We start from the raw sequence: 25,861 nt of genomic DNA, 5'->3' as shown, positions 1-25,861 counted from the left end.
GCTGCCTATCATTCACAATTTTTTTTTGTTTCGCTCGCACAATTCGTTGGAGTTTTTAAGTCAAGCGGTACATATTCTGAAATTTTTTATTAATTTGCCTGCGATAGCTTAAAATAAAAGAGAAATGTTCTCATTGAGCCTAATATTTTAATCTTATGTGAGTTTTTATGGTCGAGTTGCTTCAAATCTGACTTTGAAGATTGAAGCTTCATTTATAAAAAGTATACAAAACTGAGAAATCAAGATAATGCCGCAAATTTGCCTGCCAGTATTACCTTTAGACTGACATAGATCACTTTTTACAGTATTAAGGCCATTTCATCTCGCCTTTAACCACTTTCGCACCCAATTCTAGGCTGCTTGTTTCGGCTAAATTAGGATATTGAGTTTGCATCTTTTGAATGAGCGTTGCTGAGTCATTTGTGACTTTAACTGTTTTTTCATATTGCTTTAAATAGTCAATCGAGAAATTAACTGCATCCAATCCTTCGGCTGCACCTGACTTCATATGCGCTGGCACCACAACTTTTGGATTTAAGGATTTGATATTTTCCAAAGTTTGAATAACTTCGTTACGATCTTTAGTGGTTGGTGTATCTGCCATCCATAAATGAATGCCTGATGATACAGGAATTCCACCAACAACAGCTTTAGCACTGGGAATCCATAAATACGTCAGTTCATCTTTGCCTTTAATTTCAATTTTTTCATTTTCAAAGTTTAGAGTTTTGGCAGTATACGCTTGAGGGATAATGATCTGACTTGGCGCATTCGCCCCCATCATAGGTGACCAATATTTTACTTTAAGTGCTTGTGTATCCTGAATGTGCTTTACCGTTTCTGGCGTTGCAATAATTTTGGCATCTGGAAAGTAGTGCTTAAAAACATCCAGACCAAAATAATAATCTGGATCACCATAACTCACAAAAATTGTGTTTAGGGTTTTACCGCTGTCTAAAATATTTGCTGCCAATCTTAACGCTTCTGATTTGGAAAATTGCGCATTTACCAATAGCACGTCTTTCTCACCTTCAATTAAAGTTGAGGTGACCCCAAAGTGATCTGGCTGTGCCAAGAAGCTTGTTACTTTTAAAGGTTGTGCCCAAAGATTCTGGGTGAGAAAGGTGCCAGCAAGAGTAATCAATGCCAAGGATTTTTTTAAGTGGTTCATCATTTTCTCCTATACATGAATGACACTTTAATTTGCATTTTTTGTTAAATAAATCACTTAATTCAAGATAAACTTTTGCATATATTGCAACAATTTCAGATCACAATAATGGATACATTAAAAGCCATTCAGGTTTTTGTGACGATTGCCCAGCAAGGTAGTCTGACCAAAGCAGCCGATCAATTAAATTATTCAAAAGCCATGGTTTCACGCTATCTGGACCATCTTGAACACGTTTACTCAGTGCGCCTGTTTCAGCGTAATACCAGAAAAATTTCCTTAACGCCTTATGGTGAAAAAGCCTTGCACTATTGCGAGAATATTTTACAACAACACAATCTACTTCACGATCTGGCAGCACATGAGCAGCAAAGTGGTGTCATTCGACTGACCTGTGGCTTGTTTTTATATCAACTCGGTTTAAATCGATGCCTGCGTGCGTTTAAAACTGAATATCCAGAAATTCAATTTGATCTATCACTGACAGAAAATGCATTAGATCTGATTGATGGCAACATTGATCTTGCACTGCGCATCACTCAAAAAGTTGCTGACGGACTGATTGCCCGTCCAATTTTTGATATTGCATCCACATTCTGCGCACATCCAGATTATCTTGCACAATACCCTACGCTGTCTCATCCAAGTCAACTGATGCAACACCAGTGTATTACCCATCAAAGTCATAGCCAGTACTGGACCATGACTGATAACGAGCAACAACCGCAGAATTATCCAATTAATAGTAGCTTTAAAAGTAATGACGTCAATGCACTTTATGATATGTGCTTACATGCTCAAGGTATTGCCATGCTACCCACCTTAATGGTTAAAGACGATTTAGCAGCAGGTCGTCTGATTCGAATACTGCCCGATTTTTCAGCCGTTGATTTACCCCTTTCGCTGGTATATGCCTCACGTGAGCACTTACCACAAATGACCCAACTACTGATTGCTTTTCTCATTGAACATTTGGGAAATGATTTAAATCCATCAATTTAAGACTTTTAATACTCAGCATGACTTGAATTTTTTGGGAATGCCCACACTGTTAAGGGTATTCACAAATGAACAAAATTCGTGGCAGTTCAGGATTTTTGCAGTTACAAACACTGACGCCAAAAAAGGACTGTACATGTTTAAAAACCCTTTTAAACGGAGATCATCAATGGCTAATGAGCAAAACGAACAGTCTCAAGACTTATCTTCAGAGCAAACCACGCAGGACCATGAGCAAACTCAAACTGAAGGTGTCGAACAGGGTGCTGAGATTAGCGTTGAAGATTTAAAAGCTCAGATCGGCAAACTCGAAGAAAGTTTGAAGCTTGAAAAAGCACGTACAGCAAATGCTGTCTATGAAGCTGAAAAAGTAAAAGAACGCGCAGAACGCGAAGCAGATACTGCCAAAAAATTTGCACTGGAAAAGTTTGCTAAAAGCTTACTTGACTCAGTCGATAATCTTGAGCGTGCCATTCAGGCCGCAGGTAAAGAAAAAACACCATTGCTTGAAGGTGTTGAGCTGACATTGAAATCACTCACGACCACACTCGAAAAATTTGATGTCGTGTCTGTAGATACGACCAACGGCTTTAATGCTGAGTTGCATCAAGCAGTAGGTATTGATCCAAATGCCAAATCAGGTGAGATCGGAAACGTTTTACAGAAAGGTTATACGCTTTCTGGTCGTTTGCTCCGCCCAGCAATGGTTACAGTCGGTCAATAAATGAATAAATCTGAGAGTTTTTTGAATTTTTTTTTGAAAAATACTTGAAAAAAATCAATTCACTCTCATATCGAATAACAAGCAAAAACATTGCAAAAAAATTTTGAGGAATACAACTAATGGCAAAAATTATCGGTATTGACTTAGGTACAACCAACTCATGTGTTGCAGTACTTGAAGGCGATAAAGTTAAAGTCATCGAAAATGCAGAAGGCACACGTACTACACCATCAATCGTTGCCTACAAAGACAGCGAAATTTTGGTAGGTCAGTCTGCAAAACGTCAGGCAGTAACCAACCCTAAAAATACATTATTCGCAATTAAGCGTTTGATTGGCCGTCGTTATGAAGATCAGGCTGTTCAAAAAGATATCGGTTTGGTGCCATACAAAATCATCAAAGCAGATAATGGTGATGCGTGGGTTGAAGTCAACGACAAAAAACTAGCGCCACAACAGGTTTCTGCTGAAATCTTGAAAAAGATGAAGAAAACAGCAGAAGACTACTTAGGTGAAACTGTTACAGAAGCCGTGATTACTGTACCTGCATACTTTAACGATGCGCAGCGTCAAGCAACTAAAGATGCTGGTCGTATTGCTGGTCTTGATGTTAAACGTATCATTAACGAACCAACTGCTGCGGCACTTGCATTTGGTATGGACAAGAAAGAAGGCGACCGCAAAGTAGCTGTTTATGACTTGGGCGGTGGTACATTTGACGTATCAATCATCGAAATTGCTGACCTTGATGGCGACCAACAAATCGAAGTGTTATCTACCAATGGTGATACTTTCCTAGGTGGTGAAGACTTTGATACTGCATTGATTGATTATTTAGTTGAAGAGTTTAAAAAAGAACAAAGCGTGAATCTGAAAAACGATCCGCTTGCACTTCAACGTTTGAAAGAAGCAGCTGAAAAAGCAAAAATTGAGCTTTCGTCATCTAGCTCAACAGAAATTAACTTGCCGTATATCACAGCAGATGCGACTGGTCCTAAACACTTGGTGATCAACGTTACTCGTGCAAAACTTGAAGGTTTGGTTGCTGATTTAGTTGCTCGTACCATTGAACCTTGCCGTATCGCGCTTAAAGATGCAGGTCTTTCGACTTCTGACATCTCTGACGTGATCTTGGTGGGTGGTCAGTCACGTATGCCAATGGTTCAGCAAAAAGTACAGGAATTCTTTGGTAAAGAGCCACGTAAAGACGTGAACCCTGACGAAGCAGTTGCGATTGGTGCTGCGATTCAAGGTGCAGTCTTGTCGGGTGACAAAACTGACGTACTTTTATTAGATGTCACACCGTTAACTTTAGGTATCGAAACAATGGGCGGCGTATTAACTCCGATCATTGAGAAAAACACCACGATTCCTGCGAAGAAATCACAAGTGTTCTCAACTGCTGCTGATAACCAGCCTGCTGTAGACATTTCGGTTTACCAAGGTGAACGTAAAATGGCTCAACAAAACAAATTGTTGGGTAACTTCCAGTTAGGCGATATTCCACCTGCGCCACGTGGTGTACCGCAAATTGAAGTATCGTTCGACATCAACGCAGATGGTATCTTAAAAGTATCTGCTAAAGATAAGAGCACAGGTAAAGAGCAATCGATCCAGATCAAAGCAAACTCAGGTTTGTCTGATGCTGAAATCGAAGCAATGATCAAAGATGCAGAAGCGAATGCTGAAGAAGATCGTAAGTTTGAAGAGTTAGCGAAAGCACGTAACGAAGCGGATGCGCTTGTTTCTAGCTCAAATAAAGCAGTCAAAGATCTTGGTGACAAAGTAACTGAAGATGAAAAAACTGCAATCACGACTGCGGTGTCTGAGCTTGAAGCAGCCACTAAAGAAAATGATGTTGAAGACATCAAAGCGAAAACTGAAGCTTTACAAAACATCTTGATGCCAATCACGCAACGTGCTTATGAACAAGCACAAGGTGCTGGCGGTGCACAAGGATTTGATCCAAATGCATTCCAAGGTGGTGATGCGGGTCAGCAACAAAAAGCGGACGATGGCGTTGTAGATGCAGAGTTTACCGAAGTAAAAGACGACAAAAAATAATTGATCGTTTTTTGAAAAAGCGTCCGATTTATCGGGCGCTTTTTTATGTACATTGATAATTGTTGCAGCGTTTTTACATGCTAATATCAGGGCATTCTTTCTAAACACTGAATAGCGTACAGCAGATTCATCAGCGATTGACGCTATACATTCTTGTTGAGAATTTTGACCAATCGCCATTAATAGACAACAATAAATGATACTTTGCTGAACCGCATGCTTTTTCATTCGATACAATAGGCCAATATCTGTATGTAGCCAATGTATTTAGCAATAATATTAGTTTATTTCACTTTGACGCCATGCGCGGCACATTAAAGCCTGCTGATGATACAGCCAAGCTATCCACACCGACAGATATAAAATTCTTTGAATAATCATGATCAGAGACAAGACTCTAAAATGGCCAAGAAGAATTCTAATTCTATCCAACACCCTAAGTTTTACACTAATCCACACAAGAAAATCTAACGCGGAGCAAATAGCAATGATTGTATCTAAAATTTTGCCATGCTACGGTATAAACAATATTGAAGGTTAGCGTAAATCAGGAGATATCAGTGAGTTATTATCATATTTTGATTGAAGTGAACGATCACATCAGCACAATTGAGCAAACACGTGATATCGAGATTTTTGATATTATTGAAATCAAGCCCTACCTGCATTCGATTTTACTGCCCTATTTCAACGAACAAATTATTGAATTAGAAGATGAAAATCTAGATTTTGAAGATATTTTACATCTTGAAGTCAAACAAACCCTACTACCAATTGAACACTTAATTGAAGAAGAGCAAAAACTATTGCCAAGTGACACTGATGTGACCATCACGGCTTATGAGATTTTTAATGATCGCGAACTGAGCCAAGATGTCACCACCGTAATCATGGATATCTTGGAAGCAGTCAAACTGGATCAACCTCCTATTGAATAAGCATGAAATCTTGCAGATGAAAAAGGTCTGACCCATGGATCAGACCTTTTCTCTATTATTGCATCATCTGTCTGGCTTGTTCCTGACGAAATGCACGCAAAATTTGTTGACCTGCACGACCTGTGGGATTTAGGCCCAATCGGGTTTGTTCTTGACGTATCGCTTGACGAGTTTTATCACCTATCAAACCATCAACAGCACCAATATCATAACCACGCTTGAGTAAAAATTGCTGGATTTCTCGACGTTCGGCACGTGACGTACCCGGATCATCCGTTGGCCAAGCCGTGACAAATGGGCCTGTTCCTCGCAAACGATCTGATAAATGTGCGATGGCCAAACCATAGCTTTCGGCAGCATTGTAGCTGTAAATAGCATCGAAATTTTTAAAGACCAAAAATGCAGGACCATTGGCACCTGCTGGCATCATTAAACCTGCTGATGTCGTGGCTGATAAATTCCCCTGAACCAGCGACGAACCATCTATACGGGTTATGCCGCTCTGCTCCCACGTGCTCAAAGGTTTTTTATTACGCCGACTTTCACCACTTACTGACATTCCTTGTGGAATTTTGACCTCAAAGCCCCATGGCATTCCTGTCTGCCAACCAGCCTGTTTTAAAAAGTTTGCCGTTGAGGCCAAAGCATCAGGCACACTTGAGACCAAATCACGACGGCCATCACCATCAAAATCTACCGCCAAACGCTCATAAGTCGATGGCATAAATTGTGTATGTCCAAATGCACCCGCCCACGAACCTTTTAATTGATCTTCATGTAAATCGCCACGCTGCAAAATACGCATGGTGGCAAAAAACTCCCCACGGAAATAACTTTGGCGACGACCTTCACAGCTTAGTGTGCCCAAAGCCTGCAATAACGGATACTTTCCAGAAATATCACCATAATTACTTTCTACACCCCATACCGCCACAATGGTTTCTACAGGCACGCCATAAGCTTGAGAAGCACGGTTCAGTACATCACGATATTGTGCCATCTTTTGGCGACCTGCTTGTACCCGTTCTTCATCGACCAGACCCGACAGATAATCCCAGATTGGTGTCGAAAATTCAGGTTGATAATTGAGCTTATCAATCACTGAATAATCTGGTGTCAGGTTTTGGGTATAACGATCGTATGTTGATTCATTTACACCAGAAGAAATTGCCTGTGAACGTAAATTGGCAATACAACGCTGAAAATTATCATTTTGTGGACTTATATTACTGGTGATGGCAGGTGTAGTCATTGGGGTGCCATTAGATGTTTTCTCATTCAGAATAAGCTCTGCGTGAGCAGGTACAATGAAGAAAAAATAAGAACCAAGTAAAAAAGGAACATGTCGCATTATTATCATCACCTAATTTTAAATTCAAAACTCAAGATATCGTTCTACCTTATCATTACGTTTATGAAATCAAAGAAGCAATTCGTAAATATGAATTCATATTTGAAAATTTAAATTCATATTTCTTGTGAATAAAGTTATCCACAGCCCACACAAATATATTTTTTGAATTTAAACAATCCATTTTTTTAAATTCAAAATTGAAATGCATTTAAATTTAAAATCAAACTTTTAAATTTAAACTTTTTGATCGTTAAAAACAGCAATCAAGTGTGGATAAGTTATTTATCACCCATTTAAATTCAAAATTTGTGCATCCATACTTTTAAATTTAAAAACAATTCACGATTTTGAATTTAAATATTCTCCTGCAATTTATTTTGAATTCAAATCCTATCCAATCACAGCAAAACACATACGCTAAAGTTTTTAAATTCAAAACCACATCTGAAAAAACTCTTGGAAAAGAAGGGCGGATATATTAGCGAAAAAAAGACAATAAAAAAGCGACCAGCTTGCTGATCGCCTGATTTATAGACCTTTCTAAAATTAGATGTTCATGTCTTGAGTCAATGCTAGAGGCTCTGGCAAAATGTCAGCCAACTGACGACATAGTGAAGTCAGTTCACTACGGTTCAAAGGCATCAATGTGATATGACCAAGCTTACGACCGTCACGCTCAGTCTTATTGTACAAATGCAAATGTGCACCATTGAGCGCTAAAACATCTTCTGATTTTGGATGCTTGCCTATAATGTTAATCATGACGGTTGGGCGTATAACCTCAGTAGAACCCAAAGGTAAACCGGCCACGGCACGAACATGGTTTTCAAACTGCGAACATACCGCACCCTCAATTGACCAATGTCCTGAGTTATGTACTCTTGGCGCCATTTCATTGGCAAACAAGCCTTGTTCTGTTACAAAAAGCTCTAAGGTCAATACACCCACATAATTCAAATGATTGAGCAGGCGGGTAATATAATCTTGTGCAACAGGTTGCAAATCTTCGCTATGCGGCGCAGGTACAATCGAATGCGATAAAATCCCATGATGATGATGATTTTCTGCCAACGGCCAAGTTTTAACTTCGCCATCTTGACCACGCACTGCAATAATCGAAACCTCTCTTGAGAATTTCACAAAGCTCTCTGCAATCAGCGATTTGGCAGGGCCAAGCTCTTGCCAAGCCTGATCAATTTGCTCCGCTTCACGCAGTACAAACTGACCTTTTCCATCATAACCGCCTGTTGCAGTTTTCAGAACAATTGGAAGACCGAGTATGTGTACAGCCTCTTTCAAGGATTCCAGGCTATCAACTGCCTGAAACGGCGCAACTGGAATATCAAGATGCCGAAAAAGTTCTTTTTCCAGCAAACGATTTTGCGCAGTTGCCAAAGCTTGACGCGGCGGAAAGATCGCTTTTTGCTGTGCAAGGACATCAACATCTGCCAATGGCGTATTTTCAAATTCAAGACTAAAAACCTCAGCACTTTGAATAAATGCCTGAAGCGCTTCTGCATCATTCTGGCCTGAAAATACCTGACCTAAAATAGCCGCAGGACAGTCTGTATTTGCTTCAAAAAAAGTACATTGAATATTCAGTGGCAACGCAGCTTGTGCCATCATGCGTCCAAGCTGACCGCCACCAAAAATTCCAATCTTATTGATTTGTTTCATCATCATATTTTCACTCAGCACCTTTGGCTATCGCCTAGAGTCTTGCGCGTCAGGCAAAAGCTTAAAGCGACGCTTTAAGTCTGCTTATTCTCACGCTTGGCCTGGAATATTATTGCTAGCAACCTTGTCGGTTTGGGCCGCACGAAAATCTACAACATTTTTTGCAATCTCTGGACGGGTCAAGCCAAGAATCTGGGCTGCCATAATCGCAGCATTGGTTGCACCCGCAGGGCCTATCGCCAATGTACCCACTGCAATACCTGCAGGCATTTGTACAATTGAAAGCAAAGAATCCACACCATTTAAAATTGATGATTTCACAGGAACACCTAAAACGGGTAAATCGGTTTTGGCAGCACACATCCCTGGTAAATGCGCGGCACCACCTGCACCTGCAATGATCACCTGAATACCACGGTCACGCGCAGTTTCTGCGTATTCAAATAAACGGTCTGGTGTCCGGTGTGCGGAAACAACTTCAGCTTCAAAAGGTACACCAAGTTGTTTCAACATATTGGCAGTATGTTCTAGAGTTGCCCAATCCGATTGAGAACCCATAATAATTCCGACTAAGGGTTGAGCATCTTTCGCTGCGACCGCGTTCATTGGCATTTCCAAAGAGTAAATAAAAGAAAAGACGGGATATCTCGGCTTACGCCAAGAAGTACATGAATGATTGCAACATTATAGCGTCTTTTTTCGGCGTCTCCAAAATTCTTGGAAAATTCTGACAGCACATTGTCAGCATTTACTGACAAGGTTTCAGGAAATTTTTGACAAGGCATCATCTTAGGCTGGATCTAAGATGCATACATCAGGGAACACGACGTTCTGGAACGCAAAACAATCATCATAAGTTCTCGCATCAGGAGCATGAGGTACGACAGGCGTTATACCTAAACAGCAAGATACAAAAAGCTCGACAGGATGTCGGGCTTTTTTTTGATTTTTATTTACTACTGGCTCCGAAATACAAAATAAACACATCCCATCAAACACGCCATGGCCCATAAATAATCGAGTTTAAAAGGTTGTTTAAACATAAACAGCATAAATGGGGTAAATACCAGTAAAGTCACGACTTCCTGCGTAATCTTCATTTGCCCCAGACTCCAGCCTTGCTGATCCAGATAACGTGTGGCAGGAATCATAAAACTGTATTCAAGTAATGCAATGATCCAGCCAAACAAAATGGCTTGCCATAAAGGGGCATGATGTAAAAACTTAAGATGCCCATACCATGCCATGGTCATAAAGCAATTCGAGATAATTAAACATCCAAGCGCAATAAATGTCGGATTCAAATCAATATCCTTTAAAAGAATAAGCCATAATGAGCATAAAAGTTAGATGCAGAATAGTATAAAGAGGAATTATAGAAAAAATCTGATCCATAAAAAATTAATCTCAAGCATTCACCGAAATGCAACAGCAAAGCCAGTTTCTCGCATGAGTTTTCACTATCTTTTCTAAAAGAGCCTTGTTATCGTTGCTATCAATTTAATTTGATCTGATACCAGCACATACATATAGAAAAGCTGGTGCAGGGTAGTGGAGTAGACAAGTTATGCATCTGCATATTTTAGGTATTTGTGGCACCTTTATGGGCTCTTTGGCACTGTTGGCACGTGATTTAGGGCATAAGGTTACTGGTTCAGATGCGAATGTCTATCCACCGATGTCGACTCAACTCGAAAATGCAGGCATTCAACTGATGCAAGGCTACGACCGAAGCCATTTACAGCCTCATCCAGATCTGGTGATTGTGGGCAATGCCATGAAACGCGGGATTGATGCGGTTGAATATATGCTCAATGAAGGCTTGCCGTATATTTCTGGTCCGCAATTTCTGGCCGATCATGTATTGCAGGGTAAACATGTATTGGGTGTAGCAGGTACACATGGCAAAACTACCACCACCACCATGCTGGCATGGGTGCTGGATCAGGCTGGTCTCAATCCTGGCTTTCTGATTGGTGGTGTACCACTGGGTTTTAGCGAAAGTGCGCGGTTGGGCGACGGAAAATATTTTTGTGTAGAAGCAGACGAATACGATTCTGCATTTTTTGATAAACGCTCCAAATTTGTTCATTATCATCCTAAAACAGCCATCTTAAATAACCTTGAATTTGATCACGCCGATATCTTTGATGATCTGGCCGCCATTCAAAAACAGTTTCACCATTTGGTTCGCACCATTCCGAGTGAAGGCTGCATTATTACGCCAGTGACTGAAACCAATATCGATGATGTGCTGGCAATGGGATGCTGGACACCTGTTGTACGTACCAGTCTTAAAGCCAACGATGCACAAATCAGTGCCGAACAGCTTTGCAGCGATGGCAGTCATTTTAAAGTGCTCGAACACGGTGTAGTTCAGGGTGAAGTCAAATGGAATATGACAGGGCAGCATAGCGTTGCGAATGCCTTGGCGACCATTGCAGCCGCACAGCATGTAGGTGTCACTATCGAACAAGCCTGTGAAGCTTTGTCAAATTTTGGTGGGGTTAAACGTCGTATGGAGCTACTCGATACCGTACGTGGTGTGGAAGTCTATGATGACTTTGCACATCATCCGACTGCGATTGAAACCACACTGGAGGGGGCTCGCAAACGTCTGGGTGAACGTCGTTTATGGGCAATTATCGAACCACGTTCCAATACCATGCGTATGGGCAGTCACAAAGAGGGGCTCGCACATTCAGCACGTTTGGCCGATGAAGTGATCTGGTATCAACCAGAAGGTCTCGACTGGGATTTACAGCCTGTGATTGACGCAGCCACCAATCATGCACAAGTCAGTCGCTCTCTGGAGGATATTATCCACCGAATTACACAAGAAGCAGCTGATGGCGATGCTGTCGTGATTATGTCAAATGGTGGTTTTGGTGGTTTACACCAGAAGTTGCTGACTGCATTACAAGCTTAAAATTAAGCGCAAAACCAAGTTGGAGTACATCTGGTAGATGATCCAGCTTGGTTTTAGCATTCGAAGTGATTACTTTCCATTCAAATATTACAAAACTGTCATAATTTCCAATTCCGCTCAGAACTGATTTCTTTATCATGCTTGCTTCATTTTCTGAACAATGGAGTGGGAATGCCGATTGAAACCCTCAATCTAGCCTTGTTTAGCGCCTTGAATGCATCTACCGATGCCAAACCCGTCATGATTCATCTGGCCATTTTTGTCGCCAATGATCTGCTATATATCTTGCTGGGTTTACTGGTTTTTTTGTGGTGCTATGGCGATTTACAACTCAAAGAACGTGCATTTAAAGCCGTCGCTCTCACTGCCGTTTCATTGTTGCTCGGTTATTTAATTTCAATGATTTATCCTCATCCACGTCCCTTTGTGATGGAGGTGGGAAGAACCTTGATTGAGCATCAGCCAACTGCATCTTTTCCGAGTAACCATATGCTCATTTTTAGCACCATTGCCTTATCTTACTGCTTTGCAGGACGTAAACTGGCTGGTGGTATTTTACTGGGGCTTGCCTTTGCAGTGGCTTGGTCAAGGATTTATGTGGGGGTGCACTTTCCGCTAGATATGCTGGGCGCCTTTATACTGGCCTTGTTTGTCAATTTGATTGGATTTTATCTCTGGCAGCATTATCACCAAGTCTTTATGCAGATTGCACTGAATATTTATCGATGGGTGGGTAAGCCATTGTTAGATCGGGGCCTGATCAAATAGTATAGGGCAGTGTATATCACTTGCGATTTAAAATCATTTATGGCATCCTAGCCAGACATTTGGATGCTTTTTATCCAAAAATAAATTTAGTTTGACAAGGGGAGTAGCCTCCTCCAAACGCCAAGAGAATTTCTCAACGCGTGTCAGATATCGTCAATACACTTTGAAAAAAGTCGGTATCTGAGCACTGAAGACCATTTCAGTGTAGGCAAGACCTTGATCATGTTGACTCAGATGTTTTATTTCATCTGGCAACTGGTCGAGGTTTTTTTATGACTGATTGCCAGAGAAGGAGAGAAAAATGGACTCTATTGGCAATCCTTGGCTGTATCTGATGTTTTTTAGCATCGTCTTTGTGATGCTGCTTATCGACTTTCTTGGGTTTAAACAAAAAAAATCTGACGATGTTCCCATTAGGCAGGCACTGATTTGGAGTATTGCTTGGGTCACAGTCGCTATGCTGTTTGCAGGAGGCTTATGGCTGTACTTGCAACATACAGCAACGCTGGCAATCGCCAACCAAAAAACCATGGAATATCTGGCAGGTTACTTACTGGAAAAATCGCTGGCGATTGACAACGTGTTTGTCTGGCTGATGATTTTCGCGGCATTTGCAGTACCTGCAGGCTTACAACGTAAAATCCTGCTGTATGGGGTATTAGGTGCAATTGTTCTACGCAGTATTTTTATTTTCATCGGCGCATGGTTTGTACAGGAATTTTCATGGGTTCTATATATTTTTGGTGCCTTCTTGGTCTACACAGGCTTTAAATTCCTGAAAGGACAGGGTGAAGAAGACCCTAATATCGAAGACATGAAATTACTCAAGTGGTTACGTAGCCGCATGCGGATCACTCAAAGTTTTCACGGCGACCGTTTTTTTGTAAAAGAAAATGGTGTGTTATGGGCAACGCCGTTATTTATTGTGCTAATTCTGGTTGAGTTCTCTGATGTAATCTTTGCAGTAGATTCGATTCCTGCAATTTTTGCGGTCACCACCGATCCGTTTATTGTCCTTACCGCAAACTTAATGGCAATTTTGGGTTTACGTGCCATGTTCTTCTTATTGGCAGGTGCTGCATCCAAAATGCATTACTTACCGTATGGTCTAGGGATCATCTTGGTATTTATCGGTTTCAAAATGCTGATGCTGGATGTATTTCATATGCCAATCTGGGTCTCACTCGGCTTTATTGTGATTGTTTTGGGCATCACCGCATGGTTGTCAGTGCGTCATCATCAAAAACAGCTTTCAGAATAAGTTTAAACGGCATCAATCAGACCTTTTATCCTGCAGATAAAAGGTCTCTTATTCTGGGGTATTCATGATCTTGAGTTTGGGCCAACGTTCGATCCAGTTTTTCTGCCGAATACGATCTAAAAATAACGGTTTAGATACTAATTTCGAATTCCAGCGTAGTTTTAATTCAAACAAATCCTCTAAACCGAAGGGCGCAATAATTTCAAGCTGATCATCATGGTTTAAACGAACTGCGATCGCAGTCGCCGTTTCAGGCCAAGTTGCAAGTGCATCAATCAAGGACAAATAAGGTGATATTTTTTTACCTTGTTCTGTGACATACCAATGATGCACAGTGGCCTGATTCACCACATCCCAAACATTATCTGGAAATAATTGATGTAATGCAGCCTGAATGTCTTTCTCACTTATATGTTTTAAATCTGGATCATAAAAAACAACATCGATTTCCATGTGCCTTATATCATATTGCTGTTGGTGTAATGTAGACCAAACCAATTGTCTAATGATGCCAGCCGCCAGATAAGCCTCTGGGTGAATTGAATAGAGTGCTTTTAAACGCTGATACAGTGCCTGATTGGAGAATACCATGTACTGCAAAGCCAGATGAGAGTGTACAAATACTTTGCTCAAATCCAATTCGTTGGTTATTCCAGATTTGTAATAATCATCTCTTGTCATGGCATATAGTCGGTCTAAATCTTGATAAATACGGTACAATCAATCGAAAAAATTACAAGTTGTAGGTTTGAGTATGTCTTTTCCCATTCAGAAGACCGTGATCCGTGGTCGCTTTTTAGATATTCAGTCACTGGTTTCTCAGGCAGATCAAATTTCACAACAGGTTCGTTATTTTGAAGATGGTCTGATGATTGTCGAACAAGGCAAGATTCGTCAATTTGGTCATTGGGATGAGTTAAATCAGCATTTAAGCGATACCGATATCATTGAACATTATCCTGAACAACTGATTATTCCTGGCTTTATCGACACACACATTCATTATCCACAAACAGAAATGGTCGGTGCTTATGGTGAGCAACTGCTCAGCTGGCTAAATACTTATACTTTCCCAACCGAATTACAGTTTAAAAACCCTCACTATGCCAAAGGCATTGCCGATTTCTTTGTGCAAGAATTACTGAAAAATGGTACAACCACTGCTTTGGTATTTTGTACTGTTCATCCCGAATCTGTAGATGCTTTGTTTGAAGCAGCAGAAGCGCTTCAAATGCGTTTGATTGCAGGTAAGGTGCTCATGGATCGTCATGCACCTGAAGGACTGTGTGATACCGCAGAACGTGCCTATGAAGAATCCAAGACACTCATTGAAAAGTGGCATGGTAAGGGCAGAGCACTATATGCTATTACGCCTCGATTTGCGCCCACTTCAACACCAGAGCAACTGGAAAAAGCAGGACAACTAAAACAGGAATACCCCGATGTCTATGTACATACGCATTTAAGTGAAAACAAAGATGAGATTGCGTGGGTTAAAGATTTGTTTCCACAGCAAAAAGGCTATCTGGATGTTTATCATCACCACGGACTCACTGGCAAACGTTCAGTGTTTGCGCATTGTGTTCATCTAGAAGAAGATGAATGGCAATGTATGCACCAGACCGATTCTGCTATCGCGTTTTGTCCAACCTCCAATCTGTTTTTAGGAAGTGGTTTATTTCCATTGAAAAAGACTTGGGAAAAACAGGTAAAAGTAGGATTGGGTACCGACATTGGGGCAGGGACATCGTTTAGTCTGTTACAAACCGTGAATGAAGCCTACAAGGTTCAACAGCTTCAAGGTGATAAGCTGTCTGCCTATGAGTCGTTCTATCATGCCACGCTAGGTGCTGCCAAAGCGCTGGATCTGGACGATAAACTGGGTAATTTTAATATCGGTAAAGAAGCGGATTTTGTCGTGCTGGATCTCAAAGCAACCCTGTTGCAACGATTACGTCAAAGCAAGTCAAAATCTCTGGAAGATGCACTATTTGCGCTATTTACCATGGGGGATGATCGTAATGTCGAAGCCACTTATGTCTATGGACAAAAAGTCTATCAGAAGGACTAAGCGTCAAGGTGTGTTGAAGCTTACGCTTTTACTGGTAGGATGTGCCTTTTTACTTAAGTCAGATCGTTCTAGGGCAGCGCTACGTAACCCTATTGATAACAAATGATGCATCTTACGCATTTTTGTTTTAAACTTTAGCCATCGATTTATGATTTTGAGGTGTTGCTGGTCAACACCTTTTTTATTTGAAAACTTTCTCGTGTTTTAGGTTTTTGCACATGACCATAGAAATGAGCGTAATGATCTCTACTGAAGAGATTCAAGCTAAAGTCAAACAGCTCGGTGAACAGATTAATGCTCACTATGCCAATAGCCATAAAGACCTCGTATTGATCGGTCTATTACGTAGTTCATTTATTTTCATGGCAGATTTATGTCGCGCAATTGCGAAACCGCATGAGCTCGATTTTATGACAGTCTCTAGTTACGGTGCAGGTACTGTTTCTAGCCGTGACGTTAAAATCTTGAAAGATCTAGACGGCGAAATTCGTGGCAAGGATGTACTGGTGGTAGAGGATATTATTGATTCGGGTAATACTCTCAGCAAAGTCCTAGAAATTTTGCAAACGCGTGGCCCCAACTCAATTGAACTCTGTACTTTAGTCAGTAAACCTTCACGCCGTGAAATCGAGCTTGAGGTAAAATTTTTAGGCTTTGAAGTAGAAGATCGCTTTATTGTCGGTTATGGTCTCGACTACAACCAGAAATATCGCCATTTACCCTTTATTGGTGAAATTGGACTCTGATCAAAATGGTGCATATGCACCATTTTTTGTGTCTATATATTTACATTATGCACAAAAACAATACAGGATGTATCGGAGTATGCCTTTTTCATTACGTCAAGGCAGGTCATGCTAAAGCTACAAGTTGATATAAAACCAAGAGAAATCAAGAATAAGGAGAACATCTATGTGGTCATTGATTGTGGCTATCGTGATTGGTTTTATTGCAGGTCTTATTGCACGTGCGATTCATCCAGGAAATGACAAAGCAGGTTTTATCGTTACCACACTACTGGGTATTGCAGGTTCATTACTCGCCACCTATGGTGGACGCTTTTTGGGACTTTATCCCGAAAATTCCAGTGCAGGCTTCATCGCTTCTGTAATTGGTGCCATCATCATCTTGTTTATTTACAACCTGATCAGTAATAAAACGCGTTAAGCCGCCAGAAATTAAATGAATAGCACCTGACTGAGGTGCTATTTTTTATGGTACATCTTTCAGGATCTGTTCAATCTGTGTAGATGTTTGCACTCCTGTCACTTTCAAACCTTGACTAAAAAACAGTGTAGGTGTGCCCTGAATTTTTAAACGTTGTCCAAGTGCCAGATTGCGCTGGATTGGATTAGCACATTCACTACTGGCCTGCGGCTGAATGTTTTGATTGATTAAATTTTTCCAAGCATAACTGCGGTTAGGTGAACACCAGATTTGCTGTGCTGGAATGAACGATTCTGATTTTAGTGGATATAAAAACGTATAGATGGTGACATTATTCAGACGGTCTAACTCACGTTCTAATTGTTTGCAGTAAGGGCAGTGTGGATCGGAAAATACCGCAATCTGTCGTTTTCCATTACCTTTGACTGTTTTAATGGCGTCTTGTAAAGGCAAATCACTCCAACGAAAGCTGTTTTGCTGAACCACCAAATCTTTGGTGAGATTACGCTGATCTTTCAAGCGAATCATGGAACCAACAAATAGATGTTCAGCATCTTCACCCAAATAAACGATCTGATTATCCAATGTGCCGCTGTAAATACCGCTCATAGGTGTCTTTTGCAGATTCTCAATTTTGACATTGGGATAATGTGCTTTTAGTTGCTGTTGAACCTGTTCGAGATTGGCATGTGCAAGACTGGCCACTCCAACCAGAATACCCATTAAAAGCTGCTTTTTCATATTTTGCATAACAACGCAAAGCTGATCAAAAAAACCTAGTGTAGAAGAATTCATCACCTGCTGTGTTGTATTTTTTATTAAAAAACTCCTGCAGGTTCCACGTGAAACATCTGAAAAATAAACCACCCATAAAAAAACAGCGTCATGCTATACGCTGTTTTTATTCAATTGATCAGAAACTAAATCCGTCCTGCTTCCAAAAAGGGAATTCGGATTGGATCAAACTGTACACGCGGATCTTGATCAAAGGTTATAAATCCATGCATACCGATCAGCAAATCCCCTTTATAAAACTGATTAAGCTGTTGTCTTGGATCTTTGTGCGACAAGGTAAAGGTAATAGCATTGATACCGCGCTGCTTTGAAAGCTGAAATGCATCTCGTAGCATTCGCTCATGTAATGCAAGTTGTTCAGGTTCACACAATAAAGAATGCAGAATATGATACTTAAATGAATCACCCTTTTTAGGCAACTGAATACGACCATTTAATGTGGCCCAGAGATTATACACAGGCCTGAAGAACTGAATCTTTTTACTGTAATCAAGTACTTTGCTTTGTTTAAAACTGCTTTGGTTCCAAAGCGCAAACATTCCCACCAGTTGATCCTGATAAAAATAAAGTTGAAAGTCGTGGAGTGCTAGACCATGAAAATAAGCGTTGTGCTGCTCAAGCTCATGAAAATCATAAGCAGGCACAAAATTAAAGCGTGTTGCCATTCGCTTTACAAAATCGTTCATTAGAGGAATATATTTTTCTTCTGCTACACAACGATCAACCTGTTTTAGATCCAAGTCCGATGCGCTGTTTTGAAGATGGGAAGGAAATGCTGAATGTTTAAAACCTGTCAGGGTTAAAGTTTCGATTAATCCTTCATCATAATAATCAAAATCAAGACGTCCAGTTTGAATGGCACGTCGGGCAGCATGGTTATCATCAAAGATAATTATTTGAGAAAAATTTGGACTTTGAAGTGTTTCACGTAGATTCGGCATGAGATATTTTAAAAGTGATTTACCGCGTACCTGAGGATCAAGACGTAAATCTCCCGTATAACGTAATGGCGTAATGCTTCCATTCACATAACAGGGTCTAAAACCTGAGCTGTAGCAACCTACCAATTTTCCTCGAGTCTTATCTTCTATAACTGCACCTTGAATGTGTGTGTATATTACTTTACCCGCTTGAAAATAACTTGGTTCACGCTGAAAACTCAACATTAAACCACGCGTGGTCATGGGAAAGCTGACAAGACGACGTAGCTCTTGATCATCCGACTCATTGATATGGCGAACTACGATCGAATCCTGATTTTGTTTTGATGACTGTTCTGCAATATTCATTTGATCGGATCCTTAAGGTTTGAGCGCGGAATCATGCGTATTTATTGGAAACAGAGCCGAGAGTCGTCCCATTTGATCCAGCAGTTGATAGGTCAAAACTACTTCATCTTGTTGGTTGCTAATTTTTTGAGTTTGTACATCAAGTAGACTCTGTTCTGCATTGAGTACATCTGTGGTGGTTTTGGTTCCAAATTCCTGCTCACGCTTCATAAACTGAAGAGCGATTGAAGCTGCATTGATGGCCTGTTCTAGCGCACGCTTATTTTGACGCACCGCCTGAATTTGAAAGTAAGTCGCCTGTGCCTGTTGTGTTAATGCCTGCTGTAACGCATTGATTTTTTGTGTCGCAAGCTCTAACTCAACATTGGCTTTTTGGCGATTGGCCTTATTGAGACCATTGTCATAAATGGGCACATCAACCTTTAAACCCACCAGATAGCCCTTACTTTCACCATCCTTAATTTCATGTTGTGTTCCAACACGCCCAGTCAGTCCAATTGAGGGTCTCAACTCAAGTTTACTCAAACGATATTGCTTTTCTGCCACTTGCTGTTCAAATCGGGCCTGCTGTAATGAGGGATGCTGTTCTATTGCATAGATAACATCGTCGACATTGCCAGGAATGGCGGGTAAATCTTGGGGTGTATCCAGCACTTGTGCTGTCAGACCTGTTAGCTGATAAAAACGGGTCTGACTGATGCTTAACTGCGACTCTGCCCGTACACTGTCTGCCTGCGATTGAGCAAGCTGGGCCTGAATCTGAGCCAAATCGGCACGGGTGATCACGCCTGCATTTAAACGCTTCTGTGCATCTGAAAGTGACTGTTGTAGATTCGCCTGCACTTTATTTTTTAGTTTTAAAACTGCTTGTTGTCTAAGTACATCGGTGTATGCCTGTACGGTTTGCAATACAGTTGCAGACTGTTGATTGGCGAATGCCTGTGACTGTGCAGCCACCTGCATGTGTGCCATTTCAATTCCAATACGCTCACGGCCTGCAGTATATAAAGGATAATCAAACTTGAGCATCAGACTACGGGTATTTCGAAAGCGCTCATCAATTGAAAATAAAGGACTATAAGTTGGCGGATTGTTAATCTGTCCAACACCAAGCTGTCCTTCAACACTGACATTCAGTCCGTATCGGTGTTGCGCCTGCTGTAATTCAGCCTCGGCACGCCCAACTTGTAGATCATTAATTTTAAGCTGCGGTTCATAAGTCAAGGCATGTTGAACCGCCTCATCCAATGTCATGCCCCAAAGCGCTGGTGCTACCAATAAGCCAACCAGACTAAACCAATGTAATTGTTTCATGAAAGCTTCCACAGTGCTTGGTTATACAGACTCAGCACAAGACAATTGTTCAAGGCTCGATAAGGTCACTTTTTTTAATGGCTCAGGCTTGATATTGCCCTCAATCATACCTTCACGCACCACGACCTGTTTATAACCTTCCCAGCCATTATCAACATAAAAGATTTGTGGCTGATCAAGCTGCCCCAGATCACGTGCCAGTTCATAATGGAAATGCTCACGCAATGCCTGATCAATCTCATCGACAGACAGTGGCGACGTTGCCTCTCCCTCCACCAGTACAGCATAAAAGGGCTTGGCTTGTTGTTGGGTATCTACTGCAAATAATGAAATTGCCTGAATATGCTGCTGATTAAGCCTAGTTAATAACTTGTGCGCAACTTCTGGAGAAAGTTTTTCTCCCACCAAATCTACGCCAAAACGCCGTCCCTGAAATTCAAAGCAAGGCACTTGCCCATAAAATCCAGTCACGCGTAAACAATCATCCAGACAATAGCGCAATAAGCCATTTCCAGAGGTCAGAACAGGGCTGACCAGATCGTTGAGCTTAAGTTGCCAAGAAGGAATAATGTCACCTTGGTGTTCGCCTGCCAGATATTCAAACTCGTAAAAATGGCTATGATAGGCCAGTGGATACAGGTCATCGTATGGAATTGTCACTACGCCTTCAGTGGCCCAAAGTCCCTTTCCTTCAAACTGTGCAAAAGGTAGTTCGGACTGTAGGAGTTGTGCCCATTGTTTCGAGCCTGCGGTATCCCAGCTTGAAACCAGACTCAGTTTTGGCCATAACTGTTGATAATCCAGCGTATCTTTTTTCATGAGCTGCCTGAGCAAGCTAGCACGGGCAGAATTATACGGTGCTTTAACACCTTTGAGTGATGCTGCACGTGTCTGCCATTGACCTGTTTCAAGTACTAATGCGATTTCATGAGACTGTTCGGTAAGTTTTTCAAGTAATTGCAAAGCAAAGGTCGGGCTCCACACCGATATCATTGCTAAATCCTGATCTGCAACCAGATAACAAAGTGTTGCAAACAGGGCATCATCTGCGTGTGCTGCAAATGAAACATCACTGGGTACCGTCTGGGTAAATTTGGAAAGCAAGCGCTTACCAACTCCAAGCAAAGCACTGTCATCATTCAGATTTTCATTTTTCAACACTTCACGCTGGCTTTCAGGCAACCATGAAACCGACCAATAATGCGTTCCCTGACCGAGTGTACTGCATTTACGGTACATACTGGATAACCACGGCGCAATAGCAGCATCGAGTTCATCCAGAAAAGCCTGCGTATAAGGAATAAATTTGATTTGTTCACTCGACCCGCTGGTCGGTTGGTATCTCACCAGTTTACTGTTGGATAATGTACTTTGCTGTGCGCGACATTCATGAATTCTGTCACGCCAATGGGTATATCGCGTCACGGGAAACTGCTGACGAAACTGTTCGTAATCGGTTACACCTGCCGCTTGAGCAAGTGTAGATATTTTCAAAATCTGCTGTAACTTTTCACGTTGTACCTGTTGCAGCGCATTTTTTTGCTTTTGAAAGCGCTGGTCTGTCTGCCGACAAAACAGCTTAAGCACACGGTGCGACAGCGGTGTCATCAATAATGATTTCATCATCAAGACGCCCCTTCTGGTGTATCCAAAGGTGGACGATTTTTAACAGGATGCTTGCCCTTACTCGCAGGTTTTGTTACGTAACGAAATGGAAATCGTATAAAATCTTGCCAGGCCAAACGTCCAATACAAGGTAACTCAGTGCCATGCACCCAAGTCGGATTTTGTTGTTCAAAGAATGAAATTTTGGCGTTTTCTGCCCGCATTTGTTCTGTAATTGGTGCAACATCAGCTTTGAGTGGTTGATAATCACTACCAAAATTTAACAATCCAGTCTGCTGATCAAAGTATTCAGCAAAATGGGTTTTGCAATAGTGTTCCACAATGGGTTTAAGATGGGAATGATGGCCTTCATGGTGCGGATAATAGGCGTAGTAATTATTGGCAAGCAGCAAATAGGTTTTATAACCTTTGGAAATCAGAAGCCAATATAATTCATTAAATGGATAGCGCAAACGCAGTTTAACCAATAACTTGAACATGGTTGATTGTAGGGTTCGGCATCCCCAAAATTCTTTTTTAACTACCGTATCACCGCTAAATACAAAGGTATAGTTCTTTTCATTTATTGAAAAATGGTGTATAGCAACCGTTGAAAAGCCAACAATTTCATCTTTTTTAGGATGTAAAATCAGGATGGCACCGTGTTTTTTTTCAAAATCTTCTAAAAAAATAGAGATACGCGTATTGGCATAATATTGCGCATAAATCTCATACATTTGTTGCAGATAATGTTGAGGAATATCTTCACGTCTCACATAACGTCCACGTGGTATTACCTGACGTTTATTTTTAAGTATTCCTTGTGGCCGTACCAATTCAATTGACGACATTTTAAAACCCCTATTGTTTTCATCATGAATAAACATTTTTTGTTACAGATGGATTCAATCTTTTAGAGAGTAAGTCGATTGAAAACATCGTGTTTTAAAGACATCCAATGTCTTAAGATTAAGTCCGCTTTCACTGCTCTACAGTATTTAAAAGGATACCTTTTTCCCCCTATCCATAAAAAATGTAAGAAAAGCAACCACTAGCATGATGATTGCCAGTAATTTCAATAGATCATTAAAACTTGCAGCAAGCGCCTGATAATGCACTTGTCTGTAAATCACTTGCATGGCCAGCTGTTCCGAAAGATCGCCCAGCTCTGCATACTGTGCTTTTAATTGCGCCAGTCGTTCGACAAAAATCCAGTTTGCAGGCGTAAGCTGGCTATTCAGTTCAGTGGCATGCCATGCCGTAAGCCAGTCAATACGTGAGTTAATCAGCGCCAGACCAACTGCACCACCAATGTTACGCATCAAGTTATAGATACCACTGGCATCGGCAATTTTGTGTTCTGGTAAGGTGCTCATCGCTAAATGTGAAATCACAATCAGACAAATCATCAAACCAATGCCACGATATACTTGTGGCCAAAACATAAAATCGTAATCACTCTGAATGGTTAGGTGCGCATTCAGCCATACACCAAAGGCAGCCATTAACATGCCAATAAAAACCGTTTTGCGTGCATCAAAATTAGGAATAAGCCAGGCCAGTACAGGCGCAAAGAAAAACATCACAATGCCTGTCACCATCATGATATGCCCAATCTGACTACTGTTCATCTCACGAACCTGACCTAAGAACACTGGAATCATATAGCCCAAACCGTATAAGGCCATACCAATCACAAATGTAATCATACAACTTAAAGTAAAGTTCTTGTTTTTAAATACACTCAAATCAAGCAAGGGTTTGGGTTGAACATAACTGCGATAGAAGAAAATCATGGCACCCAACAGACTAACCAGAAATGCGATACGTACACCAAAATCGGCGAACCAGTCATAGCGTCCCCCTTCATCTAGAAAGTATTCCAGTCCGCCCAGAAACATTGCCATCCCAATTAGGCTTAGCCAATCCAGTTCCTTAAGTAGTTTGTAATTGGCCTGATCAATCGCCTGACTGGCATAAATGACGACGGAAATAATGATGCCTGGGATAATATTGATCAGAAACATCCAGTGCCATGAAAAACTGGTCGTTAGCCAGCCACCCACAGTTGGACCAATGGCTGGCCCCAAAGTACTAATCATGCCAAACAATACCAATGGAACAGCACGCTTGGCTTCTGGAAACAACAAGAATAGGGCGGTCATTGAGGTCGGTATCATACCTCCGCCCATAAAACCCTGAAAAGCACGAAACACCAGTAAACTTTCCAGATTCCATGCCAGTGCACAGAGCAGGGAGCTAATGGTAAATCCTGTGGCACAGAGTGCATAATATATTCGGGTAGACAAAATTCTGGAAAGCACACTCGACATCGGAATCGCAATAATTTCTGCAATTAGATATACCGTTTGCACCCAAGTCACTTCATAACGACTGGCGCTCATGCCTGCCTGAATTTCATTTAAGGAACTGGCAACAATCTGGATATCCAGAATTGCCATGAAATTCCCAAAAATCATGGCAATAAAGATCAGCCAGGCAACACGCGGAGAAAATTGCCATTCTATGGAAGCGGAAGACATAGTCATCTCAGTTCATCCCTCCTATGCTGTATGTCGTCAGCTTGATTGACTTCTTAAATCAACTTTTGCCTCGACCGACATCCCTGGTTTAATCAAATCAATTTGAGGATGGGGAAGGATTGAGATACGAACTGGGATACGTTGTACCACCTTGTTGAAGTTGCCCGTCGCATTATCTGGCGGCATCATCGAGAATGTTGCGCCTGATGCAGGTGCAAAACTTTCGACTTTGCCACGATAGGTAAGACTCGGATACGCATCAAGCACCAAACTTACCGTCTGGCCAACACGCATTTTTTCAATCTGGGTTTCTTTGAAATTGGCTTCCACATAGAGACTATTTTTGGGAATAATCGCCATAAGACGCGTTTGCGGTGAGACTCTGGAACCCAATCTGACTGCCAAGCTTCCAATTTTTCCAGCAACAGGTGCCTGAATCTCAGATGCACCTAAATCGACATCGTACAGTTTGACAGTTGCTTTGGCGTTATCAAGATCGGCATAGAGCTGTGCGCGACCTGCTTGTACACCCGAAAACTGGGCTTGTGCTGCCTGAATTGCCGCTTGTGCTTTGTTAAGTTGTGCCTGTGCACTGAGATATTCAGCTTGAGTAGCCTCAAAGCGTTGTCGCGTAATCACGCCCTCTTTCAGCAATTGCTGATAGCGGCGATAATCTGAACTAAGACGACTGACATCGGCTTGTGCTGCATCACGAGCGCTTTGAGCTTCCAGAATCGTAGACTGTGCCGATTTCTCATTTTCCGACTGCACCGATAAACCTGCTTGCTTGAGTGCCAGCATGGCTTTGGCCTGATCTGCACGTGCCTGTAGATCCCGATTATCGAGTATTACCAGCGGTTGATCTTTTTCGACATATTGATTTTCTTTGGCCAGTAACTCAATCACTTCACCTGACACTTTGGGCATAATCCAGGTTAAATCTGACTTAACATAGGCATTTTCAGTAGATTCATAAAAACGATAAACGAACCAGTAATATAAAATTCCCAGTAAAATCCCTAAAAACAGAAGTATAAGAACAATCCAGGCCACTTTTTTGCGACGCGTATAATTGGGTTCTTGGCGATCATCCGTTTGAGACAGCTCATCCATTGTGTCCGACCTTTTAACACTTAATTTAATTACTTGTTTTTATGCATTGAAACATCAGGATTTATTCAATATTGACCCCT

The 25,861-nt window shown here is 41.3% G+C and carries 23 protein-coding genes and 1 pseudogene; 11 read left to right on the top strand and 13 right to left on the bottom strand.

Annotated elements, in window-relative coordinates:
• Nucleotides 1–307 precede the first annotated feature (307 nt).
• Nucleotides 308–1,171: an MBL fold metallo-hydrolase gene (locus F952_RS15620; RefSeq protein WP_004930161.1), complete on the bottom strand. Its 864-nt coding sequence runs from the start codon at nucleotides 1,169–1,171 to the stop codon at nucleotides 308–310.
• Between the two features lie 108 nt (nucleotides 1,172–1,279).
• Between F952_RS15620 and F952_RS15615 the strand changes: the two genes are divergently transcribed.
• From F952_RS15615 to F952_RS15600, 5 genes and pseudogenes are all read left to right on the top strand, one after another.
• Entirely contained in the window at nucleotides 1,280–2,173 is an 894-nt protein-coding gene (locus tag F952_RS15615) for a LysR family transcriptional regulator (protein WP_004930157.1), read from the top strand.
• Nucleotides 2,174–2,339: 166 nt separating this feature from the next.
• On the top strand, nucleotides 2,340–2,894 hold the full coding sequence (gene grpE, locus F952_RS15610) for a nucleotide exchange factor GrpE (protein ID WP_004930153.1): 555 nt from the start codon (nucleotides 2,340–2,342) through the stop codon (nucleotides 2,892–2,894).
• 119 nt (nucleotides 2,895–3,013) lie between these two features.
• The gene (dnaK, locus tag F952_RS15605; RefSeq protein WP_004930151.1) at nucleotides 3,014–4,957 is read left to right on the top strand and encodes a molecular chaperone DnaK; all 1,944 of its coding nucleotides are present in this window, start codon (nucleotides 3,014–3,016) and stop codon (nucleotides 4,955–4,957) included.
• Nucleotides 4,958–5,166: 209 nt separating this feature from the next.
• Nucleotides 5,167–5,334, top strand: a pseudogene (locus F952_RS16905) (beta-propeller fold lactonase family protein); the annotation flags it as partial.
• A 183-nt stretch (nucleotides 5,335–5,517) separates the two neighbouring features.
• Nucleotides 5,518–5,895, top strand: coding sequence for a hypothetical protein (locus tag F952_RS15600; protein ID WP_004930142.1), 378 nt, complete (start codon nucleotides 5,518–5,520; stop codon nucleotides 5,893–5,895).
• A 55-nt stretch (nucleotides 5,896–5,950) separates the two neighbouring features.
• On the opposite strand, the gene F952_RS15595 is transcribed toward F952_RS15600, so the two are convergent.
• The 4 genes from F952_RS15595 to F952_RS15575 all read right to left on the bottom strand — a co-directional run bounded on the left by F952_RS15595 (nucleotide 5,951) and on the right by F952_RS15575 (nucleotide 10,251).
• On the bottom strand, nucleotides 5,951–7,246 hold the full coding sequence (locus tag F952_RS15595; protein WP_004930139.1) for a lytic murein transglycosylase: 1,296 nt from the start codon (nucleotides 7,244–7,246) through the stop codon (nucleotides 5,951–5,953).
• A 549-nt stretch (nucleotides 7,247–7,795) separates the two neighbouring features.
• On the bottom strand, nucleotides 7,796–8,926 hold the full coding sequence (locus tag F952_RS15590) for a 5-(carboxyamino)imidazole ribonucleotide synthase (RefSeq protein ID WP_081398987.1): 1,131 nt from the start codon (nucleotides 8,924–8,926) through the stop codon (nucleotides 7,796–7,798).
• A gap of 90 nt (nucleotides 8,927–9,016) precedes the next feature.
• Complete coding sequence (gene purE, locus F952_RS15585; RefSeq protein ID WP_004930129.1) at nucleotides 9,017–9,532, bottom strand: 5-(carboxyamino)imidazole ribonucleotide mutase; 516 nt, start codon at nucleotides 9,530–9,532, stop codon at nucleotides 9,017–9,019.
• 350 nt (nucleotides 9,533–9,882) lie between these two features.
• Nucleotides 9,883–10,251: a DMT family protein gene (locus F952_RS15575; RefSeq protein WP_370458632.1), complete on the bottom strand. Its 369-nt coding sequence runs from the start codon at nucleotides 10,249–10,251 to the stop codon at nucleotides 9,883–9,885.
• A 242-nt stretch (nucleotides 10,252–10,493) separates the two neighbouring features.
• Here F952_RS15575 and mpl point away from each other — a divergent pair, with 242 nt between their 5' ends.
• The 3 genes from mpl to F952_RS15560 all read left to right on the top strand — a co-directional run bounded on the left by mpl (nucleotide 10,494) and on the right by F952_RS15560 (nucleotide 13,884).
• Nucleotides 10,494–11,855: a UDP-N-acetylmuramate:L-alanyl-gamma-D-glutamyl-meso-diaminopimelate ligase gene (gene mpl / locus F952_RS15570; protein ID WP_004930123.1), complete on the top strand. Its 1,362-nt coding sequence runs from the start codon at nucleotides 10,494–10,496 to the stop codon at nucleotides 11,853–11,855.
• A 171-nt stretch (nucleotides 11,856–12,026) separates the two neighbouring features.
• Nucleotides 12,027–12,623: an undecaprenyl-diphosphatase gene (locus tag F952_RS15565; protein WP_004930118.1), complete on the top strand. Its 597-nt coding sequence runs from the start codon at nucleotides 12,027–12,029 to the stop codon at nucleotides 12,621–12,623.
• Between the two features lie 301 nt (nucleotides 12,624–12,924).
• The gene (locus F952_RS15560) at nucleotides 12,925–13,884 is read left to right on the top strand and encodes a TerC family protein (protein ID WP_004930116.1); all 960 of its coding nucleotides are present in this window, start codon (nucleotides 12,925–12,927) and stop codon (nucleotides 13,882–13,884) included.
• A 48-nt stretch (nucleotides 13,885–13,932) separates the two neighbouring features.
• Here F952_RS15560 and F952_RS15555 read toward each other — a convergent pair whose 3' ends face one another.
• On the bottom strand, nucleotides 13,933–14,565 hold the full coding sequence (locus tag F952_RS15555; protein WP_004930114.1) for a nucleotidyltransferase family protein: 633 nt from the start codon (nucleotides 14,563–14,565) through the stop codon (nucleotides 13,933–13,935).
• A 73-nt stretch (nucleotides 14,566–14,638) separates the two neighbouring features.
• On the opposite strand from F952_RS15555, the gene guaD reads away from it, so the two are divergent.
• From guaD to F952_RS15540, 3 genes are all read left to right on the top strand, one after another.
• Nucleotides 14,639–15,955: a guanine deaminase gene (gene guaD / locus F952_RS15550; RefSeq protein WP_004930112.1), complete on the top strand. Its 1,317-nt coding sequence runs from the start codon at nucleotides 14,639–14,641 to the stop codon at nucleotides 15,953–15,955.
• A gap of 218 nt (nucleotides 15,956–16,173) precedes the next feature.
• Complete coding sequence (gene hpt, locus F952_RS15545) at nucleotides 16,174–16,701, top strand: hypoxanthine phosphoribosyltransferase (protein WP_004930107.1); 528 nt, start codon at nucleotides 16,174–16,176, stop codon at nucleotides 16,699–16,701.
• A gap of 166 nt (nucleotides 16,702–16,867) precedes the next feature.
• Nucleotides 16,868–17,122, top strand: coding sequence for a GlsB/YeaQ/YmgE family stress response membrane protein (locus tag F952_RS15540; RefSeq protein WP_004930104.1), 255 nt, complete (start codon nucleotides 16,868–16,870; stop codon nucleotides 17,120–17,122).
• A 45-nt stretch (nucleotides 17,123–17,167) separates the two neighbouring features.
• Here F952_RS15540 and F952_RS15535 read toward each other — a convergent pair whose 3' ends face one another.
• The 7 genes from F952_RS15535 to F952_RS15505 all read right to left on the bottom strand — a co-directional run bounded on the left by F952_RS15535 (nucleotide 17,168) and on the right by F952_RS15505 (nucleotide 25,781).
• Entirely contained in the window at nucleotides 17,168–17,863 is a 696-nt protein-coding gene (locus tag F952_RS15535) for a DsbC family protein (RefSeq protein ID WP_026056857.1), read from the bottom strand.
• Nucleotides 17,864–18,042: 179 nt separating this feature from the next.
• Nucleotides 18,043–19,206, bottom strand: a complete 1,164-nt coding sequence (locus tag F952_RS15530) for a GNAT family protein (protein ID WP_004930097.1) — start codon at nucleotides 19,204–19,206, stop codon at nucleotides 18,043–18,045.
• 12 nt (nucleotides 19,207–19,218) lie between these two features.
• The gene (locus F952_RS15525) at nucleotides 19,219–20,520 is read right to left on the bottom strand and encodes a TolC family protein (RefSeq protein WP_004930094.1); all 1,302 of its coding nucleotides are present in this window, start codon (nucleotides 20,518–20,520) and stop codon (nucleotides 19,219–19,221) included.
• Between the two features lie 21 nt (nucleotides 20,521–20,541).
• On the bottom strand, nucleotides 20,542–22,146 hold the full coding sequence (locus F952_RS15520) for a GH3 auxin-responsive promoter family protein (protein WP_004930091.1): 1,605 nt from the start codon (nucleotides 22,144–22,146) through the stop codon (nucleotides 20,542–20,544).
• Nucleotides 22,146–22,976, bottom strand: a complete 831-nt coding sequence (locus F952_RS15515; protein ID WP_004930088.1) for a hypothetical protein — start codon at nucleotides 22,974–22,976, stop codon at nucleotides 22,146–22,148. Before F952_RS15515 ends, F952_RS15520 begins: the two co-directional genes overlap by 1 nt.
• Before the next feature lie 147 nt (nucleotides 22,977–23,123).
• Nucleotides 23,124–24,674, bottom strand: a complete 1,551-nt coding sequence (locus F952_RS15510; protein WP_004930085.1) for a DHA2 family efflux MFS transporter permease subunit — start codon at nucleotides 24,672–24,674, stop codon at nucleotides 23,124–23,126.
• 30 nt (nucleotides 24,675–24,704) lie between these two features.
• Nucleotides 24,705–25,781 carry an HlyD family secretion protein gene (locus F952_RS15505; RefSeq protein ID WP_004930081.1) on the bottom strand — a complete coding sequence of 359 codons (1,077 nt, stop codon included), beginning with the start codon at nucleotides 25,779–25,781 and terminating at the stop codon, nucleotides 24,705–24,707.
• Nucleotides 25,782–25,861 lie beyond the last annotated feature (80 nt).

Source organism: Acinetobacter baylyi DSM 14961 = CIP 107474, from assembly GCF_000368685.1.
GTDB lineage: Bacteria > Pseudomonadota > Gammaproteobacteria > Pseudomonadales > Moraxellaceae > Acinetobacter > Acinetobacter baylyi.
This window is presented reverse-complemented; position numbering and strand designations above follow the sequence as displayed.